The following is a 16,876-nucleotide window of genomic DNA, read 5'->3' as shown; positions in this document are numbered from 1 at the left end:
GAAGGATTGAGCTTGATGGAACCGACCAGACGCATCCTCGTGGTCGAGGATGATCAACACATCGCTGACCTGATTTGCCTGCACCTGCGCGACGAGCATTACGACGTCGTGCACAGCGCCGACGGCGATGAAGGCATGCACCTGTTGCAGCAAGGGCAATGGGATGCGCTGATCCTCGACCTGATGCTGCCGGGCGTCGACGGCCTGGAAATCTGCCGCCGCGCCCGGGCGATGGCGCGCTATACGCCGATCATCATCACCAGCGCACGCTCCAGCGAACTGCACCGCATTCTGGGTCTGGAACTGGGGGCCGACGATTACCTCGCCAAACCATTCTCGATGCTGGAGCTGGTGGCCCGAGTCAAAGCCCTGCTGCGCCGGGTCGACGCCATGGCACGCAACCTGAAAATGGACGCCGGCAGCCTCAGCCTCGATGGCCTGAACATCGACCCGATTACCCGCGATGTCACCCTCAATGGCGCGCGTCTGGACCTCACCCCGCGAGAGTTCGACCTGCTGTATTTCTTCGCCCGACAACCGGGCAAGGTCTTCTCACGCATGGACCTGCTGAACGCGGTGTGGGGCTACAGCCATGAAGGTTACGAGCACACGGTCAACACCCACATCAATCGCCTGCGGGCGAAGATCGAAAGCGATCCGGCGCAACCGACCCGCATCCTCACCGTGTGGGGTCGCGGCTATAAATTCGGCACGGAACAACCATGAGACTGAACCTGTCGCAGCGCCTGTCGCTGGTGTTCGCCGCTTTGCTGCTGGTGTGCTGCGGCACCTCGGCATGGCTGCAGGTGCGCTCCAGCAAGATGCATGAACTGGAAGTGGTGCAAGGCCTGTCGCGGGACCTGGCGCAGCACATCGCCCATGACACGGTGCTGATGGACAGCAATGGCCTGATGCCCGGTGCCGTGCGCGAACTGTTCAGCAAGCTGATGCTGGTCAACCCGAGTGTCGAGGTGTACCTGCTCGACAGCGAGGGGCGGATTGTCGGCAACGCGGCGCCGGAAGGCCATCTGCGCCGGGAGACCGTCGATCTGGCGCCGATCCGCCGCCTGCTCAATGACCAGCCGCTGCCGATCCTCGGCGATGACCCGCGCAGTGCCGACGGGCGCAAGGTATTCAGTGCCGCGCCATTGAAGGTCAACGGCAAGTCCGCCGGTTATCTGTACGTGGTGTTGCTCAGCGAAGAACACGATCGCTTCGCCGAACGGGGTGCGACCAGTGCCGCACTCAATACGGCGTTGCTGTCGATCGGACTGGTCGCATTGCTATGCCTGATCGCGGGTCTCACGGCGTTCAACCTGATTACCCGACCCTTGCGCCGGTTGACCGAAACCGTCAGCCGCTTCGACATTGATGGCACGCCGCAACCTCTGCCCGCTCCGTCAGCAGCTGTGGATAAAAGCGCTGACCCGGATGAGATCGCCGTGCTTGATGGCGCCTTCCGCCAAATGCAAAAACGCCTCGGTGAGCAGTGGCGCTCATTGACCCGCCAGGATCAGGAGCGACGCGAACTGGTGGCGAATATCTCCCACGACCTGCGCACACCGCTGGCTTCGCTGCACGGCTATCTGGAAACCCTTTCACTCAAGGACGCCACGCTCACCGCCGAAGAACGCCGGCGCTATCTGGGCATTGCACTCGATCAAAGCCGCAAGGTCGGCGGGTTGGCGCAATCGCTGCTGGAGCTGGTACGTCTGGAGCACGGTTTCGTGCAGCCGGTACTGGAGCGCTTCTCGCTGATCGATCTGCTGCAGGACATTTTCCAGAAATTCGAACTGGCCGCCGAAGCCCGCCATGTCGAACTCAAGGCCACCTTCGTGCCCAACCTGCCAACGGTCTGCGCCGACCTCGGGTTGATCGAACGGGTGCTGACCAACCTGGTGGATAACGCCTTGCGCTACACGCCTGCGGGCGGTGAAATCGAACTGGATGTGAAACCCCTGGGCGCCTTGGTCGAAGTCACCGTCAGCGACACCGGCCCCGGCATCGCTCCGGAGCTGCGCGAAGGTCTGTTCCTGCGTCCGTTCAATATTGGCGGGGCGCGACGTGACGGTGGATTGGGGCTGCGCATCGTCCACCGCATCCTGCAACTGCACGGGTGTGAGATTCAGTTGATCGATGTCGCCGGGCGCGGGGCGACTTTCCGCTTCACGCTGCCGACCGATCAGCAAACCGCTGAACAGTGGATGGTGCGCTCGATGAACCTGAACACGCCGGACAAATAATCCGCACCACCGGACTGTTGTTCCGTGACAACGCCGCCCCGCTCCCCTAAATTAACCGGCCTGAAAAAGACCTCGCGCTTTCTCGTTTCCACTCAAGTTAAAAAAGTAGTGAAATTTCAATGTCCGATTTCAACACCGCTGAATCCGTAGTTACCGAATCGTCCAAAGCGGAATACGAAAACTCCATCAATCTTTCACAACACCTTCCACAAGCCAAAATCATCAGCGAGATGGTGCTGGACGCCTTCCAGTCGACCCGCGAAAGCGACCAGATCCGCGAACTGCGCGCCGCGATCCGTCAGGCACACGACAGCTTCGACGACGACAAGGCCTATGAGCTGATGGGCGAACTCAAGCGCCTCAAGGACGCCGAGGCCGCCGACATCGCCGCCCTCGAAGACCTGAGCAGCAAGTTCTCGATCGGCCGCATCCTGTCCTGCTTCAAGGACGACCCGGCGTTCCAGGAAATCGTCTACGGCCTCGCGCTCAAAGTGCTGAACCAGACCCACCAGGCGATCAGCAACCCGAGTGGCGGCAAGAGCAAGGCTGCCAAGAAGAAAGAACTGGAAATCTTCACCATCAGCAAGGACGGCAGCAGCGTGACCCTGCCGCTGCGCACGCCGCGTTCGCGTCTGAACGTTGACCGTGAAGCGCTGGAGTTCCTCGGTTTCACCTTCGTCGGTGAAGGTGAAGAAGCCGAGCTGGAAGGCGAAACCTTCCTCGACAACGCCGGCACCGAACACGCGATCAACCGCAAGAACATCATCACCGCCCTGCAACAGCAGACCGCGTTCGACGGTTACAGCATCGCCGCACAGTAATCCCGGCGCCGACAAAAAAGCCCCGCTCTGAGATTCAGGCGGGGCTTTTTGTTGGGCGGCGTAACGGTCAGACTTCCGGCTGCACCGCCGCGATCATGTCGACTTCGATCGCGGCGTTCTTCGGCAACTGATAGACACCGACCGTAGTGCGAGTGTGCCGGCCGGCATCGCCGAGCACATGGCTGAACACGTCCGATGCGCCGTTGGCCACCTCGCTCAGGTCAATGAAGTCCGGGGTGGACTTCACATACACCGTGACCCGTAATAACGCCCGGATTTTGTCCAGCGAACCCACCGCATCGACGATCAGTGCCAGGCAGCGCATGGCACTGATGCTTGCGGCTGCCTGGGCATCCTTGAGCGTCAACTCCAACCCCACGCGACCGGGATACAGAATCCTGCCATTGACCCGCGGCACCATGCCGCTGATGTACAACTCATCGCGATGGCGGATCAGCGGCGCGTAATTGCCGCCAGCGGTGTTCTCGCCATAGATGTCGTAGTTCAGCTCTTGTGCCAGGGCAATGAAGCGTTCGTCGCAGGTCATCCTCTCAGTCATTTCGCCCAGCCTCTCGATTGATGCATGAATAACAGTGTCCCTGCGAAGTGGCATGGCGCTATCACCGTTATGGTTGGATCCAAATCTAGGGGGTTTACGCCGATATCGCAACTAAACCCTGTAGGAGCTGCGGCACGCTGCGATCTTTTGATTTTGATTGTATTTTTAAAGATCAGGATCAAAAGATCGCAGCGTGCCGCAGCTCCTACAAATGTATCGCGTCGAAGTGGCCTCTGCTCGCGATTGCCGACGCCTCGATCACCGAAAGCCAGCCAACAAAAAACCCCGCACATCTCTCAATGTGCGGGGTTTTTCGTGAAGCCATCCAGCCTTACGGCGCGTACGTCAGCAGCAGCTCGGCCGGCACCTTGAAGTCCAGGGACATCATGACGCTCAGGGCGGTGATGGTGAAGATCGAGAACACGAACAGCTTGCGTGCCCAGACCGTGTCATCCACCGCCTTGTAGCCGGTCCAGGCCATGTACAACCAGTACATGCCCATGGCCGCGGCAACGGCGAGGTAGCTCATGCCAGCGTAACCGCTGAAGGTCAGCATCAAGGTCGCCACGAGGAACGCCAGGATGTAGAGCAGGATGTGCTTCTTGGCCACTTCGATTCCGCGCTTGACGGGCAACACCGGAATCGATGCGGCCAGGTAGTCGTTGAAACGGAAGATCGCGATGGCATAGGAATGCGGCATCTGCCACAGGCTGAACATCACCAGCAGGGTCAGTGCGGCCATGTCGAAGCTGTTGGTTACGGCAACGTAACCGATCACTGGCGGCATGGCGCCCGACAGACTGCCCACTAGCGTGCCGTGCACCGACTTGCGCTTGAGGTACAGGCTGTAGAAGCCGACGTAGATGATGAAGCCGATTACCGCGAACAGGGCGGCCAACGGGTTGGCCACCTTGTACAACAAGGCAACGCCGAGAACACCCAGGATGGTCGCGTAGACCAGGGCCAGTTTCAGGGAGATCAAGCCCTGCACCAGCACCCGGTTCTTGGTGCGTTCCATCTTCAGGTCGATGTCGCGGTCGATGCAGTTGTTGAACACGCAACCGGAGGCCACAACCAGGGAAGTGCCGATCATGGCGGCCAGGAACACCGCCAGATCTACATGCCCTTTCGAGGCCAGGAAGAACCCGCCTGCCACAGAAAGCACGTTACCGAAAATGATCCCCGGTTTGGTGATTTGGATAAAGTGCTTGAGCGACATCGGGTCTACCTCACTTCGCCATCATGTACGTGTGGATGCTGAACATGATCCACAGCGACAGGCCAACCAGCAGCAGGATCACGATGGCCGTAAAGACAAACGCGATCACGTTGTTACGTTGTGCAATCGAACGGTCCAGGTGCAGGAAGTAGTACAGGTGAACGATCACCTGGATTACCGCGAACAGCAGGACGATTGCCAGCGTCGTGGACTTCGGCAAGGTCGGGTACATCACCAGGCCGAACGGGATGACGGTCAGGATCACCGACAGGATGAAGCCGATGGCGTACGACTTTACGCTGCCGTGGCCAGCATCATGGCTGTCATGGGAGTGTGCATTAGCCATTACAGGGTCCCCATCAGGTAAACAACGGTGAATACGCAGATCCACACCACGTCCAGGAAGTGCCAGAACAGGCTCAGGCAGCTCAGACGGGTCTTGTTGGTCGCCGTCAGGCCGTGCTTGTTGACCTGGTACATCATGATGCCCATCCAGATCAGACCCGCGGATACGTGCAGACCGTGGGTACCGACCAGGGTGAAGAACGCCGACAGGAAGCCGGAACGGCTAGGACCGAAGCCCTCGGAGATCAGCAGGTGGAACTCGTTGATCTCCATGGCGATGAAGCCTGCGCCGAGCAGGAAGGTCATGAACAACCAGCCCAGAACCTGCTGCTTCTTGCCTTTGTACAACGCCAGCATGGCGAAGCCGTAGGTGATCGAACTGAACAACAGCAGAGCGGTTTCGCCCAGCACGTATGGCAGTTCGAAGATGTCGTGGCCCGACGGGCCACCGGCGACGTTGTTTACCAGTACTGCGTACACCGCGAAGATCGACGCAAACAGAATGCAGTCGGTCATCAGGTAGAGCCAGAAACCGTATACGGTCATCTCGCCCGAGTCGTGGTGATGGTCATCGTGCCCATGGTCACCATGGGCGTGTCCAACATTGGTCACTAAGTTCGACATGGTTTAAGCCTGTTCCAACGAGGTTACACGGGTGGCATTGGCCGGGATTTTCCCTGCCGCGACCAGACGCTTGTGCTGCTCGGCTTCGATGCGCTCGATCGTTTCAACCGGAACCATGTAGCCCTGGTCGTCACGTGCCGCGTGGATCACGAAGTAGATGACAGTGCCGGCCAGACTGGCGATCGCCAACCACCAGATGTGCCAGATCATCGCGAAACCGAAGACGGTCAGCAGTGCGCCCATCACCACGCCAGTGGCGGTGTTGTTCGGCATGTGGATCGGCTCGTACTTGGCCGGAGCCTGGTACGCAGTACCGTTTTCCTTGGCTTCGGTGAACGGGTCGATGCAGTCAGCCTTAGGCAGCACAGCAAAGTTGTAGAACGGAGGTGGCGACGAGGTCGACCATTCCAGAGTGTGGGCATTCCACGGGTCACCGTGTTCGCACATGTTCTCTGGCTTGTTGCGGTCACGCACACTGACGTACAGCTGGATCAGTTGACAGGCGATACCGACAGCGATCATCACCGCACCGAACATGGCCACGTACAGGTACGGTACCCACTCAGGGTTGGTGGTGGCGTTCAGACGACGGGTCATGCCCATGAAGCCCAGTGCATAGAGCGGCATGAACGCGACGAAGAAGCCCGAGATCCAGAACCAGAACGCTGCTTTACCCCAGCCTTCGTGCAGCTTGAAGCCGAACGCTTTCGGGAAGTAGAAGCCGAAACCTGCGATGTAGCCGAATACCGCGCCGCCGATGATCACGTTGTGGAAGTGCGCAATCACGAACAGGCTGTTGTGCAGAACGAAGTCAGCACCCGGGATGGCCAGCAGTACGCCGGTCATGCCGCCGATGGCGAAGGTCACCATGAAGCCCAGGGTCCACATGACCTGGCTGGTGAAGCGCAGACGGCCCTGGTAGATGGTGAACAGCCAGTTGAACAGTTTCACACCCGTCGGGATGGAAATCAGCATCGTCGCCAGACCGAAGAAGGCGTTGACGCTGGCACCCGAGCCCATGGTGAAGAAGTGGTGCAGCCAAACCATGAAGCCCAGTACCGAGATCGCGCCCGAAGCGTAGATCATCGAGTGGTGGCCGAACAGTTTCTTGCCGGTGAACGCCGAGATCACTTCCGAGAAGATGCCGAATGCCGGCAGGATCAGGATGTAAACCTCAGGGTGGCCCCAGGCCCAGAACAGGTTGACGTACATCATCGGATTGCCACCAAGTTCATTGGTGAAAATGTGGAAATCCATGTAACGGTCGAGGGTCAGCAGTGCCAGGGTAGCGGTCAGGATCGGGAACGAAGCCACGATCAGGACGTTTGCCCAGGTGCAGGTCCAGGTGAAGATCGGCATGTCCATCAGTTTCATGCCAGGGGTACGCATTTTCAGCACGGTGGCGAGGAAGTTGACCCCCGTCAGCGTCGTACCCAACCCGGATAGCTGTAGCGCCCAGATGTAGTAGTCCATCCCCACGCCAGGGCTGTATTGCAGACCCGACAGCGGCGGATAGGCAACCCAGCCGGTCTTGGCGAATTCGCCGACGCCCAGGGACAGGTTGATCAGCACAACGCCGGACACCAGCAGCCAGAAGCTCAGGGAGTTCAGGAACGGGAAGGCAACGTCACGCGCGCCGATCTGCAGCGGCACTGCAAGGTTCATCAGGCCGGTGAAGAATGGCATCGCCATGAAGATGATCATGATCACACCGTGAGCGGTGAAGATCTGGTCATAGTGTTCAGGCGGCAGGTAGCCAGGCGAACCCTCGGTGGCCATGGCCAGCTGGGTACGCATCATGATGGCGTCGGCAAAGCCACGCAGCAGCATGACCATGGCAACGATGATGTACATCACTCCGATTTTCTTGTGGTCGACCGACGTCAGCCACTCGGTCCACAAGTAGGTCCACTTCTTGAAGTAGGTGATTGCAGCGAACAACGCCAGACCACCGAGCGCGATCATCGAGATGGTGACCATCACGATCGGCTCGTGGAAAGGGATCGCTTCCCAACTTAATTTACCAAACATCGTTTACTCCTCTGCCCCGGCAGCTGAATGCGAATTCGAGTCCATGTCCGTTGCCGCCACTTCTTTCTCTTTCTTCTCGTGCTTCAGCGGCTTGCCCGGTTTCATGCCTTCGTACTTGTCGACGATGGTCTGGAACAGGTTCGGCGTGACCGAGGAGTAGAGCTCGACTGGATTGTTCTGGCTTGGCTTGGCAAGGGCTGCGTATTCAGCTTGTTCAAGCTGTTTAGGTGCCTTTTTGACTTCACTTACCCAGGCGTCGAAATCTTCCTGAGAAGTTGCGATCGCTTTGAATTTCATACCGGTGAAACCGGCACCGCTGTAGTTGGCGGAGATACCGTCCATTTCAGCGTTGCGGTCAGCGATCAGGTGCAGCTTGGTGGTCATGCCCGCCATCGCGTAGATCTGGCCGCCCAGGCCCGGGATGAAGAACGAGTTCATCACGGCGTCGGAGGTGATCCGGAAGTTCACCGGAGTGTGCGCCGGGAACACGATCTTGTTGACCGTGGCAATGCCTTGTTCCGGGTAGATGAACAGCCACTTCCAGTCCAGCGCAACGACTTCGATGGTCACCGGCTTGACGTCGGATTCAATCGGACGGTACGGGTCCAGTTTGTGGGTCGAAATGTAGGTGATGTAACCCAGGGCGATGATGATCAGAACCGGGATGGTCCAGACCGCCACCTCGATTTTGGTCGAGTGCGACCATTTCGGGGTGTAGACGGCATCCTTGTTGGACGCGCGGTACTTCCAGGCGAACAGGAAGGTCATGACGATAACCGGCACAACGACCAACAGCATCAGCAGCGTGGCGGTGATGATCAGGTTGCGCTGTTCCAGGCCGACCTGGCCCGTTGGATTGAGCAGGGTCATGTTGCAGCCTCCCAGCAACAACGTGCCGAGCAGCGGCACTAGGCCTAGTAATCTGGGGTACCTGTTTTTACTCATCTCACGACCTCTAAAGCAGCTTGCGCAATGCAGTTGGGTTTTGATCGCCAACACTTCACCCTGCCAAGGGTTGGCATTTTCTTTGGATTGAATAAGGGCCGCCCGTCGCGCGTCAGACGCTCGACAAAACCTTGGGACAGCGGTCAGTTCTTATTCGAATTCGTGGTCAAAGGCCTTGTTACAGACCAATTCCATTTGGTGCGGAAAGTTGGAAGGCACCGACACCTGGGTGTCTCGAAAGCCTTTCGGCCTGCTCGACACCCGACTTCCTGTCCAGTTCCTTAATAAAGGTTGAACAGTGCCGGGAATTCAGTGCGGGCGATTGTAGATAGGTAGCGCCCTATACACCATGTCTTATCCCGAAATAATTTTTATCGCTCAGAGCAACAATCCATCACCGTTTTTGCAAAAGTTCCGCATGTTATCGAAATCGATTCTCAACAAAAACACCAAAAAATGTAGGCCTATACACCTCAGTTCAGACAGCTCCGAAGGGATTTTCCCGGCAGCGAATCGGCGCAAAGCCCGATATTCAAAGGCCTCTGGCCATCTGCCAGAGCCTGTTAAAACTGCCTGATCTGGCACCTGCGTGCAAAACCAGAAAAATGCCGAAACAGACCAATCCTTTTTTGTAACATTACGCCAATCCGGGTCGCCGAAACGCCCTGCGACACGGCGTGTGTGACAACATGTCGCACACCTGTCGCACGCTCCATTGCCGTTCGTCACGGTGATTTCACAAACTCTCTGAAATGCAAAACGCCCCGAGCGGCTGATCCGCAAATCGGGGCGTTTTCTGTATCGGCCAATCCGTCGAAGAGTTGACTCAGCGCAGTGCTTTTCGGTTACGCGAGGTCAGCAGCGGCACCAGGATCACCACCAGCACGAAGGCCACCAGCGCCCATTGCGCCAGCGACAGGCCGAGGATCGGCGGGTACGGCGTCGAGCAGAAACCGTCGACCTGGAAGCCCAGCGGGAAGATCTTCGCCAGCGGCAGGTCATCGACAATCGGCTGCAGCACATCGATGCCACAGCTCACCGCCGGATAGAACTGGGTGTACACATGATGCCCGGCGACACCGGCGCCGGCGATCGCGCAGATCACCACCAGTACCTCAAATACCGTGATGCTGCGGCGGGTGCGCATGGCCGCGCCGATAAACGCGAACAGCGCAATCAGCAGCAATGCATAACGCTGCAGGATGCACAGCGGGCATGGCGCCTCGCCCAGCACGATCTGCATGTACAGCGCGCCACCGATCAGTGCCAGGCAGATGATGCCCAGCAGCACCAGAAAGCGCCGCTCACGTCCCAGTCGAATCGTTTCCTCGCTCATCGCGTTTCCCTTGTATGTCCATGGTTCAGCTGGCTGGCGGCTGCGCTTGCAGTTGCGCCATCAGACTGATGTTGTCTTCGATATGCCAATTGGCCGCGATGCGACCGTTGTCGATCTGATAGATATCGGTTGCCCGGAAGTCTACACGCTGGCCCTGCCCTTTGAGAGCCTTGAACGTACCGCTGAAGTGGCCGCGAAAGTGCAGATGCACCACCACGCGGTCACCGGCAATGATCATTTGCTCGATCTCGCAGCTCAGGTCTGGCACCGCCGTGCGAAAGAACTTCGATGCCAGCAACGGCCCGCTCGGGCCCTGCACCCGACCTTCGGGCGGGGTCTTGTCGACAAACTGCGGCGACAAGGCTGCCGTGGCCAGGGCCTCTTCCCCACTGTTCCAGAAACTGCCGTAACGCCGCGCCGCCAGTTCCATTGCATCACGTTGAGCCTTGGGCAGGCTCTGATCGACGATCAGGGTCTGTGGTGCGATCAACGCCGATTCGGCCGAAGCAAACGGACTGGCCAGCAAAGCAGCCGACAGGCCAAGCATTGCCAGGCTCGAACGAGAGGAGAAGATGATGTGCGACATGGGGGCGATCCTGATCAGTTAAACGAACGAGCGCCTATCATCAGCATCGGGGAATAAACGATAAACCGGTTAAGAAACGATTAACCTTTAAACACTTTTTAAGAATCAAGGTTGCGTAACGGCCATCGCGGGCAAGCCCGCTCCCACAGATTCAGCGTCGTTCACACATTCTGTGCACGCCACAAATCCTGTGGGAGCGGGCTTGCCCGCGATGCAGGCGACTCGGTGTTGACAATTACTCCAAAGCCGCCGCCGGCCCGAAGAACTCATAACGGCTCTGCTGCTCAGGCACACCCAGTGCTTTCAGATGCCGCTTGATCGCGCCCATGAAGCCCTTCGGCCCGAGGAAGTAAGCATCGACGTCACGTTGCGCCGGCAGCCATTCAGCCAATTGCTCTTGACTGAGCATTCCGACCTTGTCCGCCGCCGGGCTCACGCCGTCGTCTTCGGCGTAGCAATAGAAGCGCTTGAGCTGCGGATGGCGCGCCGCCAGCCCGTCGATCCAGTCGCGGAACGCATGCACGCTGCCGTTGCGCGCGCAGTGGATAAAGTGCACCGGGCGCTCGGTTTGCAACGCCGCTTCGAGCATCGCCAGGGTCGGGGTAATGCCGACACCGCCGCTGATCAGCACCAGCGGTTTGTCGCTGGCAGTCAGGGTGAACTCGCCCGATGGCGGGAACAGTTGAATGCTCGCGCCGACGTGCAGTTGATCATGCAAGTGGTTGGAGGCACGACCACCCGGTTCGCGTTTGACGCTGATGCGGTACTGACCTTTATTGGCCAGTGCCGACAGCGAGTAATTACGGCGGATTTCTTCACCATCGAGGATCAGCTTCATGCCGATGTACTGACCCGGCTCGGCGGCAAGGATCGGACCTTTGTCCGCCGGCTCGAAGTAGAACGAAATGATTTCCGCGCTTTCCTCAACCTTGTCCACCACGATGAACTCCCGCGCCCCGCGCCAGCCGCCGAGCGCTTGTTCCTTCTGGTCGTAGATCGCCGCTTCAGCGCCAATCAGGATCTCGGCCAGTTGCCCGTACGCCGCGCCCCACGCGCTCATCACTTCCGGCGTGGCGATTTCGTCGCCGAGCACTTCGGAAATGGCGCGCAGAAGGCAGGTGCCGACAATCGGGTAATGCTCCGGGAGGATTTGCAGGGCGACGTGCTTGTTGATGATCTTAGCCACCAGATCACCCAACTGGTCGAGCTGATCGATGTGTCGGGCGTACATCAACACGCCATTGGCCAAGGCACGTGGCTGGTCGCCGCTGGCCTGATGCGCCTGATTGAACAACGGGCGGACTTCAGGGTATTCGGAGAGCATCATGCGGTAGAAGTGGGTGATCAGCGCTTCACCGCCGCTTTCCAGCAGAGGCACAGTGGATTTGACAATGGCACGATCCTGAACGCTAAGCATAAGAGTGACTCCAGAGCTTTTTGAGAATTGCCTTAGGCTTATCAGTTTTCGTGCCAGATAAATTATCGTTATAAATCAATGGTTTATTTTTTACGTAGTCATTTAGACTCAAAGCGTTTTATAGTCATCGCGACTACATCGAGTCTCTTTGACTACAAGACCATGACCGCCAAATCCCTGCTCACCGCTTTACTGCCGCTGGTCTCCGACCTGTCCCGCGAACTGCCCGAAGGCGAACGCTATCGGCGCCTGCTCGAAGCCCTGCGCGCCCTGCTGCCGTGCGACGCCGCCGCGTTGCTGCGCCTGGACGGCGAATGGCTGGTGCCGCTGGCGGTGGATGGTTTGAGCACCGACACCCTCGGCCGGCGCTTCAAGGTCAGCGAACATCCACGCTTCGAGATCCTGCTGGACGGCGCCGGGCCAACGCGGTTCGCCGCCGACAGCGACTTGCCCGATCCTTACGACGGCTTGGTCGATGGTCTGGGCGATCACCTCGAAGTGCATGACTGCCTCGGTTGCCCACTGTTCGTCGATGAAAAACTCTGGGGCCTGATCACCCTTGATGCGCTCGATCCGGAGCATTTCGAACCGATCGAACTCGACGCCTTGCAAGCCTTCGCCAGTCTCGCCTCGGCCACGGTCAACGCCGCCGAACGCATCGAACGCCTGGCGCTGCGCGCCGAAGACGAGCATCAGCGCGCCGAGGTCTACCGCCAGGCCAGCGGTCAGCAGCAGCGCGAAATGATCGGCCAGAGCAAGGCGCACAAACGGCTGGTGGAGGAAATCAATCTGGTCGGCGGCAGCGACCTGACCGTGCTGATCACCGGCGAAACCGGCGTTGGCAAGGAGCTGGTGGCGCAGGCGATCCACGCCGCATCACCGCGCGCCGACAAACCGCTCATCAGCCTCAACTGCGCGGCCCTGCCCGATACGCTGGTCGAAAGCGAATTGTTCGGCCACGTGCGCGGCGCCTTTACCGGCGCTACCAGCGACCGCCGCGGCAAGTTCGAACTGGCCAATGGCGGCACGCTGTTTCTCGATGAGGTCGGCGAACTGTCGCTGACCGTGCAGGCCAAGTTGCTGCGCGTGCTGCAAAGCGGCCAGTTGCAGCGGCTCGGTTCGGACAAGGAACATCAGGTCGATGTGCGCCTGATCGCCGCAACCAACCGCGATCTGGCCGAAGAAGTGCGCAGCGGCCGCTACCGCGCCGACTTCTATCACCGCTTGAGCGTGTACCCGCTGCGAGTGCCGGCACTGCGCGATCGCGGCCGCGATGTGTTGCTGCTCAGCGGCTTCTTTCTGGAACAGAACCGCTCGCGCATGGGCCTCAACAGCCTGCGCCTGAGCAGCGACGCCCAAGACGCGCTGCTCGCCTACACTTGGCCGGGCAACGTGCGCGAGCTGGAACACTTGATCGGGCGCAGTGCGCTGAAGGCGCTGGGCAATTGCAAGGTGCGGCCGAAGATTCTCAGCCTGAGCGCGGCGGATCTGGATTTGCCGCGGGAGGTTGTGGGTAACTCAATTGAGCCGGCTGCCGAGGTGCCCGCGATACCGTTGATCAACGGCGATCTGCGCAGCGCCACCGAGCAATATCAGCGGCAGTTGATCAGTGCTGCGCTTGAGCGTCATCAGGATAACTGGGCGAGTGCGGCGCGGGAGTTGGGGCTGGACCGGGCGAATCTGGGGCGCATGGCCAAGCGATTAGGCATGAAATAATCACTTCATCCAGTTTGAGTGGATTCCTTGTGGCGAGGGGATTTATCCCCGATGTGCTGCGCAGCGGCACCAGGAAATGGGACTGCTGGGCAGTCCATCGGGGATAAATCCCCTCGCCACAGATGATTCTTGCCCTACCCGATAACCGACCTAAAGCCCACCCCGTTAACGCCGATAACCCGGCATCAATAGTTTCTGGCGATTTGCACCCTCGCCCATCACCTTTTTCCACAGAAGGTTTATATGTCTTCCACCAAAGCCCGCGCAGATTCACTTTCGCTTCTGCTGTTTACCTTGCGCAGCGGCAAGCTGATGGCGATCAACCTGCTGAAAGTCAGTGAAATCATTCCCTGTCCGCCGCTGACCAAAATGCCCGAGTCACATCCGCACATCAAAGGCATCGCCACCCTGCGCGGCGCGTCGCTGTCGGTGATCGACCTCAGCCGCGCCATTGGCGAGCGACCGCTGGAAGACCCGAACGGCGGCTGCCTGATCGTTACCGACGTCAGCCGTTCGAAGCAGGGTCTGCATGTGCAGGCGGTGAGCAAGATCGTCCATTGCCTGACCACCGACATCAAGCCGCCGCCGTTCGGCTCCGGCGGTTCGCGCGCCTACATCACCGGCGTGACCTCGGTCGACGGCACGCTGGTACAAGTGCTCGATATCGAGAAAGTCATCCACAGCATCGCCCCGGCACAAATCGAAATGGCGCCGACCGACCTGAGCATGGAAGACGCCGAAGTGCTGGGCAATGCACGGATTCTGGTGGTCGACGACAGCCAGGTAGCACTGCAGCAATCGGTGCACACCCTGCGCAACCTCGGCCTGCAATGCCACACCGCGCGCAGTGCCAAGGAAGCCATCGACTGCCTGCTGGACCTGCAAGGCACCGCGCAGCAGATCAACCTGATCGTCTCCGACATCGAAATGTCCGAAATGGACGGCTATGCCTTTACCCGCACCCTGCGCGAGACGCCGGATTTCGCCCACCTCTACGTGCTGCTGCACACCTCGCTCGACAGCGCGATGAACAGCGAGAAAGCGCGTCTGGCCGGGGCCAACGCGGTGCTGACCAAGTTCTCTTCGCCGGAACTGACCCAGCGTTTGATCGAAGCCGCCAAACACGTCGCAGCCAACGGTCATTGAGTCTTGAGCCAGACGTACTGCTTTTTGATGCGGCGCGACCTTCGTCAAGACGTGCCGCCGCCCCACTGGCCGGAAGGCATTGAACTGAGCGCTTACCGCCCGGAACTGGCGGCGGCCGTGCATCAATTGATGCAACGCGGATACCGTGAGGGCGGCGGTCGGGTGCCGGCACTGGAGGAATGGCAGCTGCGGTTTGAAAGCGATGCCGAATACGATCCTGATTTGTGCTTCATCGCCCGCGATAACGAAGGCGTGATCGGCGTGGCGCAATGCTGGACCAGTTCGTATATCAAGAATCTGGTGGTGCATCCGCGCGCTCAGGGCCGAGGTTTGGGTCGGGCGTTGCTGTTGAATGCATTCAAGGTGTTTCAGCAACGCCGTGAAGGGTTTGTCGATCTGAAGGTGCTGGAAGACAATCTGCGGGCGCAGCGTTTGTATGAAAGTGCCGGGATGTTTGTGGTTCGCCGGGAAATCGTGCCGGACTGATTCAAAGTCAAAAGATCGCAGGCTTCGGCAGCTCCTACAATGGAACGCATTCTCTGTAGGAGCTGCCGCAGGCTGCGATCTTTTAGCGATGTCTCGGCAACAAAATTCTTTAGGCATACTCCAACCTCTGGACACTCAAGACCAAGGATGCCGCCCCATGAAACCCCTCACCCTGAGCCTGCTCTGCCTCACCGCCCTCGCCTCCCAGGCCCACGCCTCCAGCCCCGACGCCTGGGCCGCGTACGACAAATCCGTACTCGCCAGTTGCACCAAGGCCAGCGGCCTGAAAGCTGCGAAACCCGTCGGCACACCCGCGCAATTCGATGACCGCGTCGGCTACACCGCCGTGCTGCTGCAAGGCCAATACCCGCAAAAACACATGAAAGGCCAGCAAGGCACTGAGCTGTGCCTGTACAGCAAAAAGTCGAAAACCGCGTTCGTCACCGAATGGGACTCGATCCGCCCGACCGTCAAGCCTTGAGGACTGGCGCACAACTTGCTTCGATCAGCCTCAGCCTGGCGACTTTATGTCGCCGTTTCACACCCTGATTGAAGATTGATCGTGCAATGAAAACGACATTTTCCTGCGTCGGTTGCGGCAGATGCTGCACCGACCACCATGTACCCCTGACCCTCGCCGAAGCCAGCATGTGGGCGGCGGACGGTGGTCAGGTGATCGTGCTGGTGGAGGCCTTTCTCGCCAACGGCCTGGGCCTGCCGGCGCAGCAGCGTGAGCACGCTGAACGACGTTCAGCGGCAGTGCGCAGCGGTACCACCGAGGCCCACGTGGCAATCACTTTCGCCGCCTACAACGTCGGTCGCTGCCGGAATCTTGACGAAGACAACCTGTGCCGTATCTACGAGCGCCGACCGTTGGTGTGCAGGATTTATCCGGCAGAAATCAATCCGCACATCCCGCTCAATCCGGCCGCCAAGGATTGCCCGCCAGAGTCGTGGCAGCAGGGGCCGCTGCTGATTGTCGGTGGGGAGCTGGTCGACCAGGAGCTGTTGGAATTGATCCAGCGTTCACGCCAGGCTGATCGCGACGATATTCGGATCAAGGATGCGATCTGCGCCGCACTGGAAATTCGCACCACAGCACTCAAGGGCGACGGGTTCACCGCGTATTTGCCGCAGATGGACGCTTTTGCGGCTGTGATCGATCAGGTGTCTTCACAGCCACTGAACACAGCATCCAGTGAATGGCTGTTTCATTTGTCCGGAGACGACGTGGCCGGGCAATTGCTGGCGGCCGGTGCGCAGGTAGTGACGGAGCCGGCGCAGACGTATGCGTTCATTTCGCTGCGCGCGGCTTGATCGGAAATTCCTGCCGATTGGACTGGCCTCATCGCTGGCAAGCCAGCTCCCACAAGGTTCCATGTCGTGCACAAGTCATGTGAAC

Annotated in this window: 17 protein-coding genes; 8 read left to right on the top strand and 9 right to left on the bottom strand. The window is 59.2% G+C overall.

The features are described from left to right. Window positions 1-15: 15 nt before the first annotated feature. From KVQ82_RS06445 to KVQ82_RS06435, 3 genes are all read left to right on the top strand, one after another. Window positions 16-726 carry a response regulator transcription factor gene (locus KVQ82_RS06445; protein ID WP_222018440.1) on the top strand — a complete coding sequence of 237 codons (711 nt, stop codon included), beginning with the start codon at window positions 16-18 and terminating at the stop codon, window positions 724-726. Further along, window positions 723-2,243, top strand: a complete 1,521-nt coding sequence (locus tag KVQ82_RS06440; protein ID WP_222018439.1) for a HAMP domain-containing sensor histidine kinase — start codon at window positions 723-725, stop codon at window positions 2,241-2,243. Before KVQ82_RS06445 ends, KVQ82_RS06440 begins: the two co-directional genes overlap by 4 nt. A 119-nt stretch (window positions 2,244-2,362) precedes the next feature. Next, window positions 2,363-3,064 carry a hypothetical protein gene (locus KVQ82_RS06435; RefSeq protein ID WP_222018438.1) on the top strand — a complete coding sequence of 234 codons (702 nt, stop codon included), beginning with the start codon at window positions 2,363-2,365 and terminating at the stop codon, window positions 3,062-3,064. A gap of 67 nt (window positions 3,065-3,131) precedes the next feature. Here the strand turns inward: KVQ82_RS06435 and KVQ82_RS06430 are convergent, their stop codons facing one another. The 9 genes from KVQ82_RS06430 to hmpA all read right to left on the bottom strand — a co-directional run bounded on the left by KVQ82_RS06430 (window position 3,132) and on the right by hmpA (window position 12,126). After that, on the bottom strand, window positions 3,132-3,623 hold the full coding sequence (locus KVQ82_RS06430) for a RidA family protein (protein WP_198760226.1): 492 nt from the start codon (window positions 3,621-3,623) through the stop codon (window positions 3,132-3,134). Window positions 3,624-3,954: 331 nt separating this feature from the next. Next, a complete protein-coding gene (gene cyoE, locus KVQ82_RS06425) occupies window positions 3,955-4,842 on the bottom strand; it encodes a heme o synthase (protein ID WP_003227980.1) in 888 nt (295 codons plus the stop codon). Window positions 4,843-4,852: 10 nt separating this feature from the next. Next, window positions 4,853-5,188, bottom strand: a complete 336-nt coding sequence (gene cyoD, locus KVQ82_RS06420) for a cytochrome o ubiquinol oxidase subunit IV (protein ID WP_041071757.1) — start codon at window positions 5,186-5,188, stop codon at window positions 4,853-4,855. Beyond that, window positions 5,188-5,811, bottom strand: a complete 624-nt coding sequence (gene cyoC / locus KVQ82_RS06415; RefSeq protein WP_003227982.1) for a cytochrome o ubiquinol oxidase subunit III — start codon at window positions 5,809-5,811, stop codon at window positions 5,188-5,190. The genes cyoD and cyoC overlap by 1 nt, the downstream gene beginning before the upstream one ends. 3 nt (window positions 5,812-5,814) lie before the next feature. Further along, window positions 5,815-7,842: a cytochrome o ubiquinol oxidase subunit I gene (cyoB, locus tag KVQ82_RS06410; RefSeq protein WP_003227984.1), complete on the bottom strand. Its 2,028-nt coding sequence runs from the start codon at window positions 7,840-7,842 to the stop codon at window positions 5,815-5,817. 3 nt (window positions 7,843-7,845) lie between these two features. Next, entirely contained in the window at window positions 7,846-8,787 is a 942-nt protein-coding gene (cyoA, locus tag KVQ82_RS06405; protein ID WP_027612162.1) for a ubiquinol oxidase subunit II, read from the bottom strand. An 826-nt stretch (window positions 8,788-9,613) separates the two neighbouring features. Continuing rightward, window positions 9,614-10,123, bottom strand: a complete 510-nt coding sequence (locus tag KVQ82_RS06400; RefSeq protein WP_025109264.1) for a disulfide bond formation protein B — start codon at window positions 10,121-10,123, stop codon at window positions 9,614-9,616. 25 nt (window positions 10,124-10,148) lie between these two features. Continuing rightward, the gene (locus tag KVQ82_RS06395) at window positions 10,149-10,709 is read right to left on the bottom strand and encodes an ester cyclase (protein ID WP_041071753.1); all 561 of its coding nucleotides are present in this window, start codon (window positions 10,707-10,709) and stop codon (window positions 10,149-10,151) included. 235 nt (window positions 10,710-10,944) lie between these two features. Beyond that, a complete protein-coding gene (gene hmpA / locus KVQ82_RS06390; RefSeq protein WP_095668364.1) occupies window positions 10,945-12,126 on the bottom strand; it encodes an NO-inducible flavohemoprotein in 1,182 nt (393 codons plus the stop codon). 162 nt (window positions 12,127-12,288) lie between these two features. Between hmpA and norR the strand changes: the two genes are divergently transcribed. The 5 genes from norR to KVQ82_RS06365 all read left to right on the top strand — a co-directional run bounded on the left by norR (window position 12,289) and on the right by KVQ82_RS06365 (window position 16,791). Next, window positions 12,289-13,842, top strand: a complete 1,554-nt coding sequence (norR, locus tag KVQ82_RS06385) for a nitric oxide reductase transcriptional regulator NorR (RefSeq protein ID WP_222018437.1) — start codon at window positions 12,289-12,291, stop codon at window positions 13,840-13,842. Window positions 13,843-14,085: 243 nt separating this feature from the next. After that, a complete protein-coding gene (locus KVQ82_RS06380) occupies window positions 14,086-14,988 on the top strand; it encodes a chemotaxis protein CheV (protein ID WP_007968390.1) in 903 nt (300 codons plus the stop codon). Between the two features lie 27 nt (window positions 14,989-15,015). Further along, window positions 15,016-15,474: a GNAT family N-acetyltransferase gene (locus KVQ82_RS06375; RefSeq protein WP_222018436.1), complete on the top strand. Its 459-nt coding sequence runs from the start codon at window positions 15,016-15,018 to the stop codon at window positions 15,472-15,474. 157 nt (window positions 15,475-15,631) lie between these two features. Next, the gene (locus KVQ82_RS06370) at window positions 15,632-15,955 is read left to right on the top strand and encodes a hypothetical protein (RefSeq protein ID WP_222018435.1); all 324 of its coding nucleotides are present in this window, start codon (window positions 15,632-15,634) and stop codon (window positions 15,953-15,955) included. Between the two features lie 86 nt (window positions 15,956-16,041). Next, the gene (locus tag KVQ82_RS06365; RefSeq protein ID WP_222018434.1) at window positions 16,042-16,791 is read left to right on the top strand and encodes a YkgJ family cysteine cluster protein; all 750 of its coding nucleotides are present in this window, start codon (window positions 16,042-16,044) and stop codon (window positions 16,789-16,791) included. Window positions 16,792-16,876: the final 85 nt, after the last annotated feature.

The sequence above is a fragment of the Pseudomonas sp. AO-1 genome (genome assembly GCF_019775695.1).
GTDB classification, from domain to species: Bacteria; Pseudomonadota; Gammaproteobacteria; order Pseudomonadales; family Pseudomonadaceae; genus Aquipseudomonas; species Aquipseudomonas parakoreensis.
This window is presented reverse-complemented; position numbering and strand designations above follow the sequence as displayed.

What these genes read in the sequence shown, in the direction of transcription:
- KVQ82_RS06445 (WP_222018440.1), top strand. Translation starts at nt 16, where the DNA reads ATGGAACCGACCAGACGCATCCTCGTGGTCGAGGATGATCAACACATC.
- KVQ82_RS06440 (WP_222018439.1), top strand. Translation starts at nt 723, where the DNA reads ATGAGACTGAACCTGTCGCAGCGCCTGTCGCTGGTGTTCGCCGCTTTG.
- KVQ82_RS06435 (WP_222018438.1), top strand. Translation starts at nt 2,363, where the DNA reads ATGTCCGATTTCAACACCGCTGAATCCGTAGTTACCGAATCGTCCAAA.
- KVQ82_RS06430 (WP_198760226.1), bottom strand. Translation starts at nt 3,623, where the DNA reads ATGACTGAGAGGATGACCTGCGACGAACGCTTCATTGCCCTGGCACAA.
- cyoE (WP_003227980.1), bottom strand. Translation starts at nt 4,842, where the DNA reads ATGTCGCTCAAGCACTTTATCCAAATCACCAAACCGGGGATCATTTTC.
- cyoD (WP_041071757.1), bottom strand. Translation starts at nt 5,188, where the DNA reads ATGGCTAATGCACACTCCCATGACAGCCATGATGCTGGCCACGGCAGC.
- cyoC (WP_003227982.1), bottom strand. Translation starts at nt 5,811, where the DNA reads ATGTCGAACTTAGTGACCAATGTTGGACACGCCCATGGTGACCATGGG.
- cyoB (WP_003227984.1), bottom strand. Translation starts at nt 7,842, where the DNA reads ATGTTTGGTAAATTAAGTTGGGAAGCGATCCCTTTCCACGAGCCGATC.
- cyoA (WP_027612162.1), bottom strand. Translation starts at nt 8,787, where the DNA reads ATGAGTAAAAACAGGTACCCCAGATTACTAGGCCTAGTGCCGCTGCTC.
- KVQ82_RS06400 (WP_025109264.1), bottom strand. Translation starts at nt 10,123, where the DNA reads ATGAGCGAGGAAACGATTCGACTGGGACGTGAGCGGCGCTTTCTGGTG.
- KVQ82_RS06395 (WP_041071753.1), bottom strand. Translation starts at nt 10,709, where the DNA reads ATGTCGCACATCATCTTCTCCTCTCGTTCGAGCCTGGCAATGCTTGGC.
- hmpA (WP_095668364.1), bottom strand. Translation starts at nt 12,126, where the DNA reads ATGCTTAGCGTTCAGGATCGTGCCATTGTCAAATCCACTGTGCCTCTG.
- norR (WP_222018437.1), top strand. Translation starts at nt 12,289, where the DNA reads ATGACCGCCAAATCCCTGCTCACCGCTTTACTGCCGCTGGTCTCCGAC.
- KVQ82_RS06380 (WP_007968390.1), top strand. Translation starts at nt 14,086, where the DNA reads ATGTCTTCCACCAAAGCCCGCGCAGATTCACTTTCGCTTCTGCTGTTT.
- KVQ82_RS06375 (WP_222018436.1), top strand. Translation starts at nt 15,016, where the DNA reads ATGCGGCGCGACCTTCGTCAAGACGTGCCGCCGCCCCACTGGCCGGAA.
- KVQ82_RS06370 (WP_222018435.1), top strand. Translation starts at nt 15,632, where the DNA reads ATGAAACCCCTCACCCTGAGCCTGCTCTGCCTCACCGCCCTCGCCTCC.
- KVQ82_RS06365 (WP_222018434.1), top strand. Translation starts at nt 16,042, where the DNA reads ATGAAAACGACATTTTCCTGCGTCGGTTGCGGCAGATGCTGCACCGAC.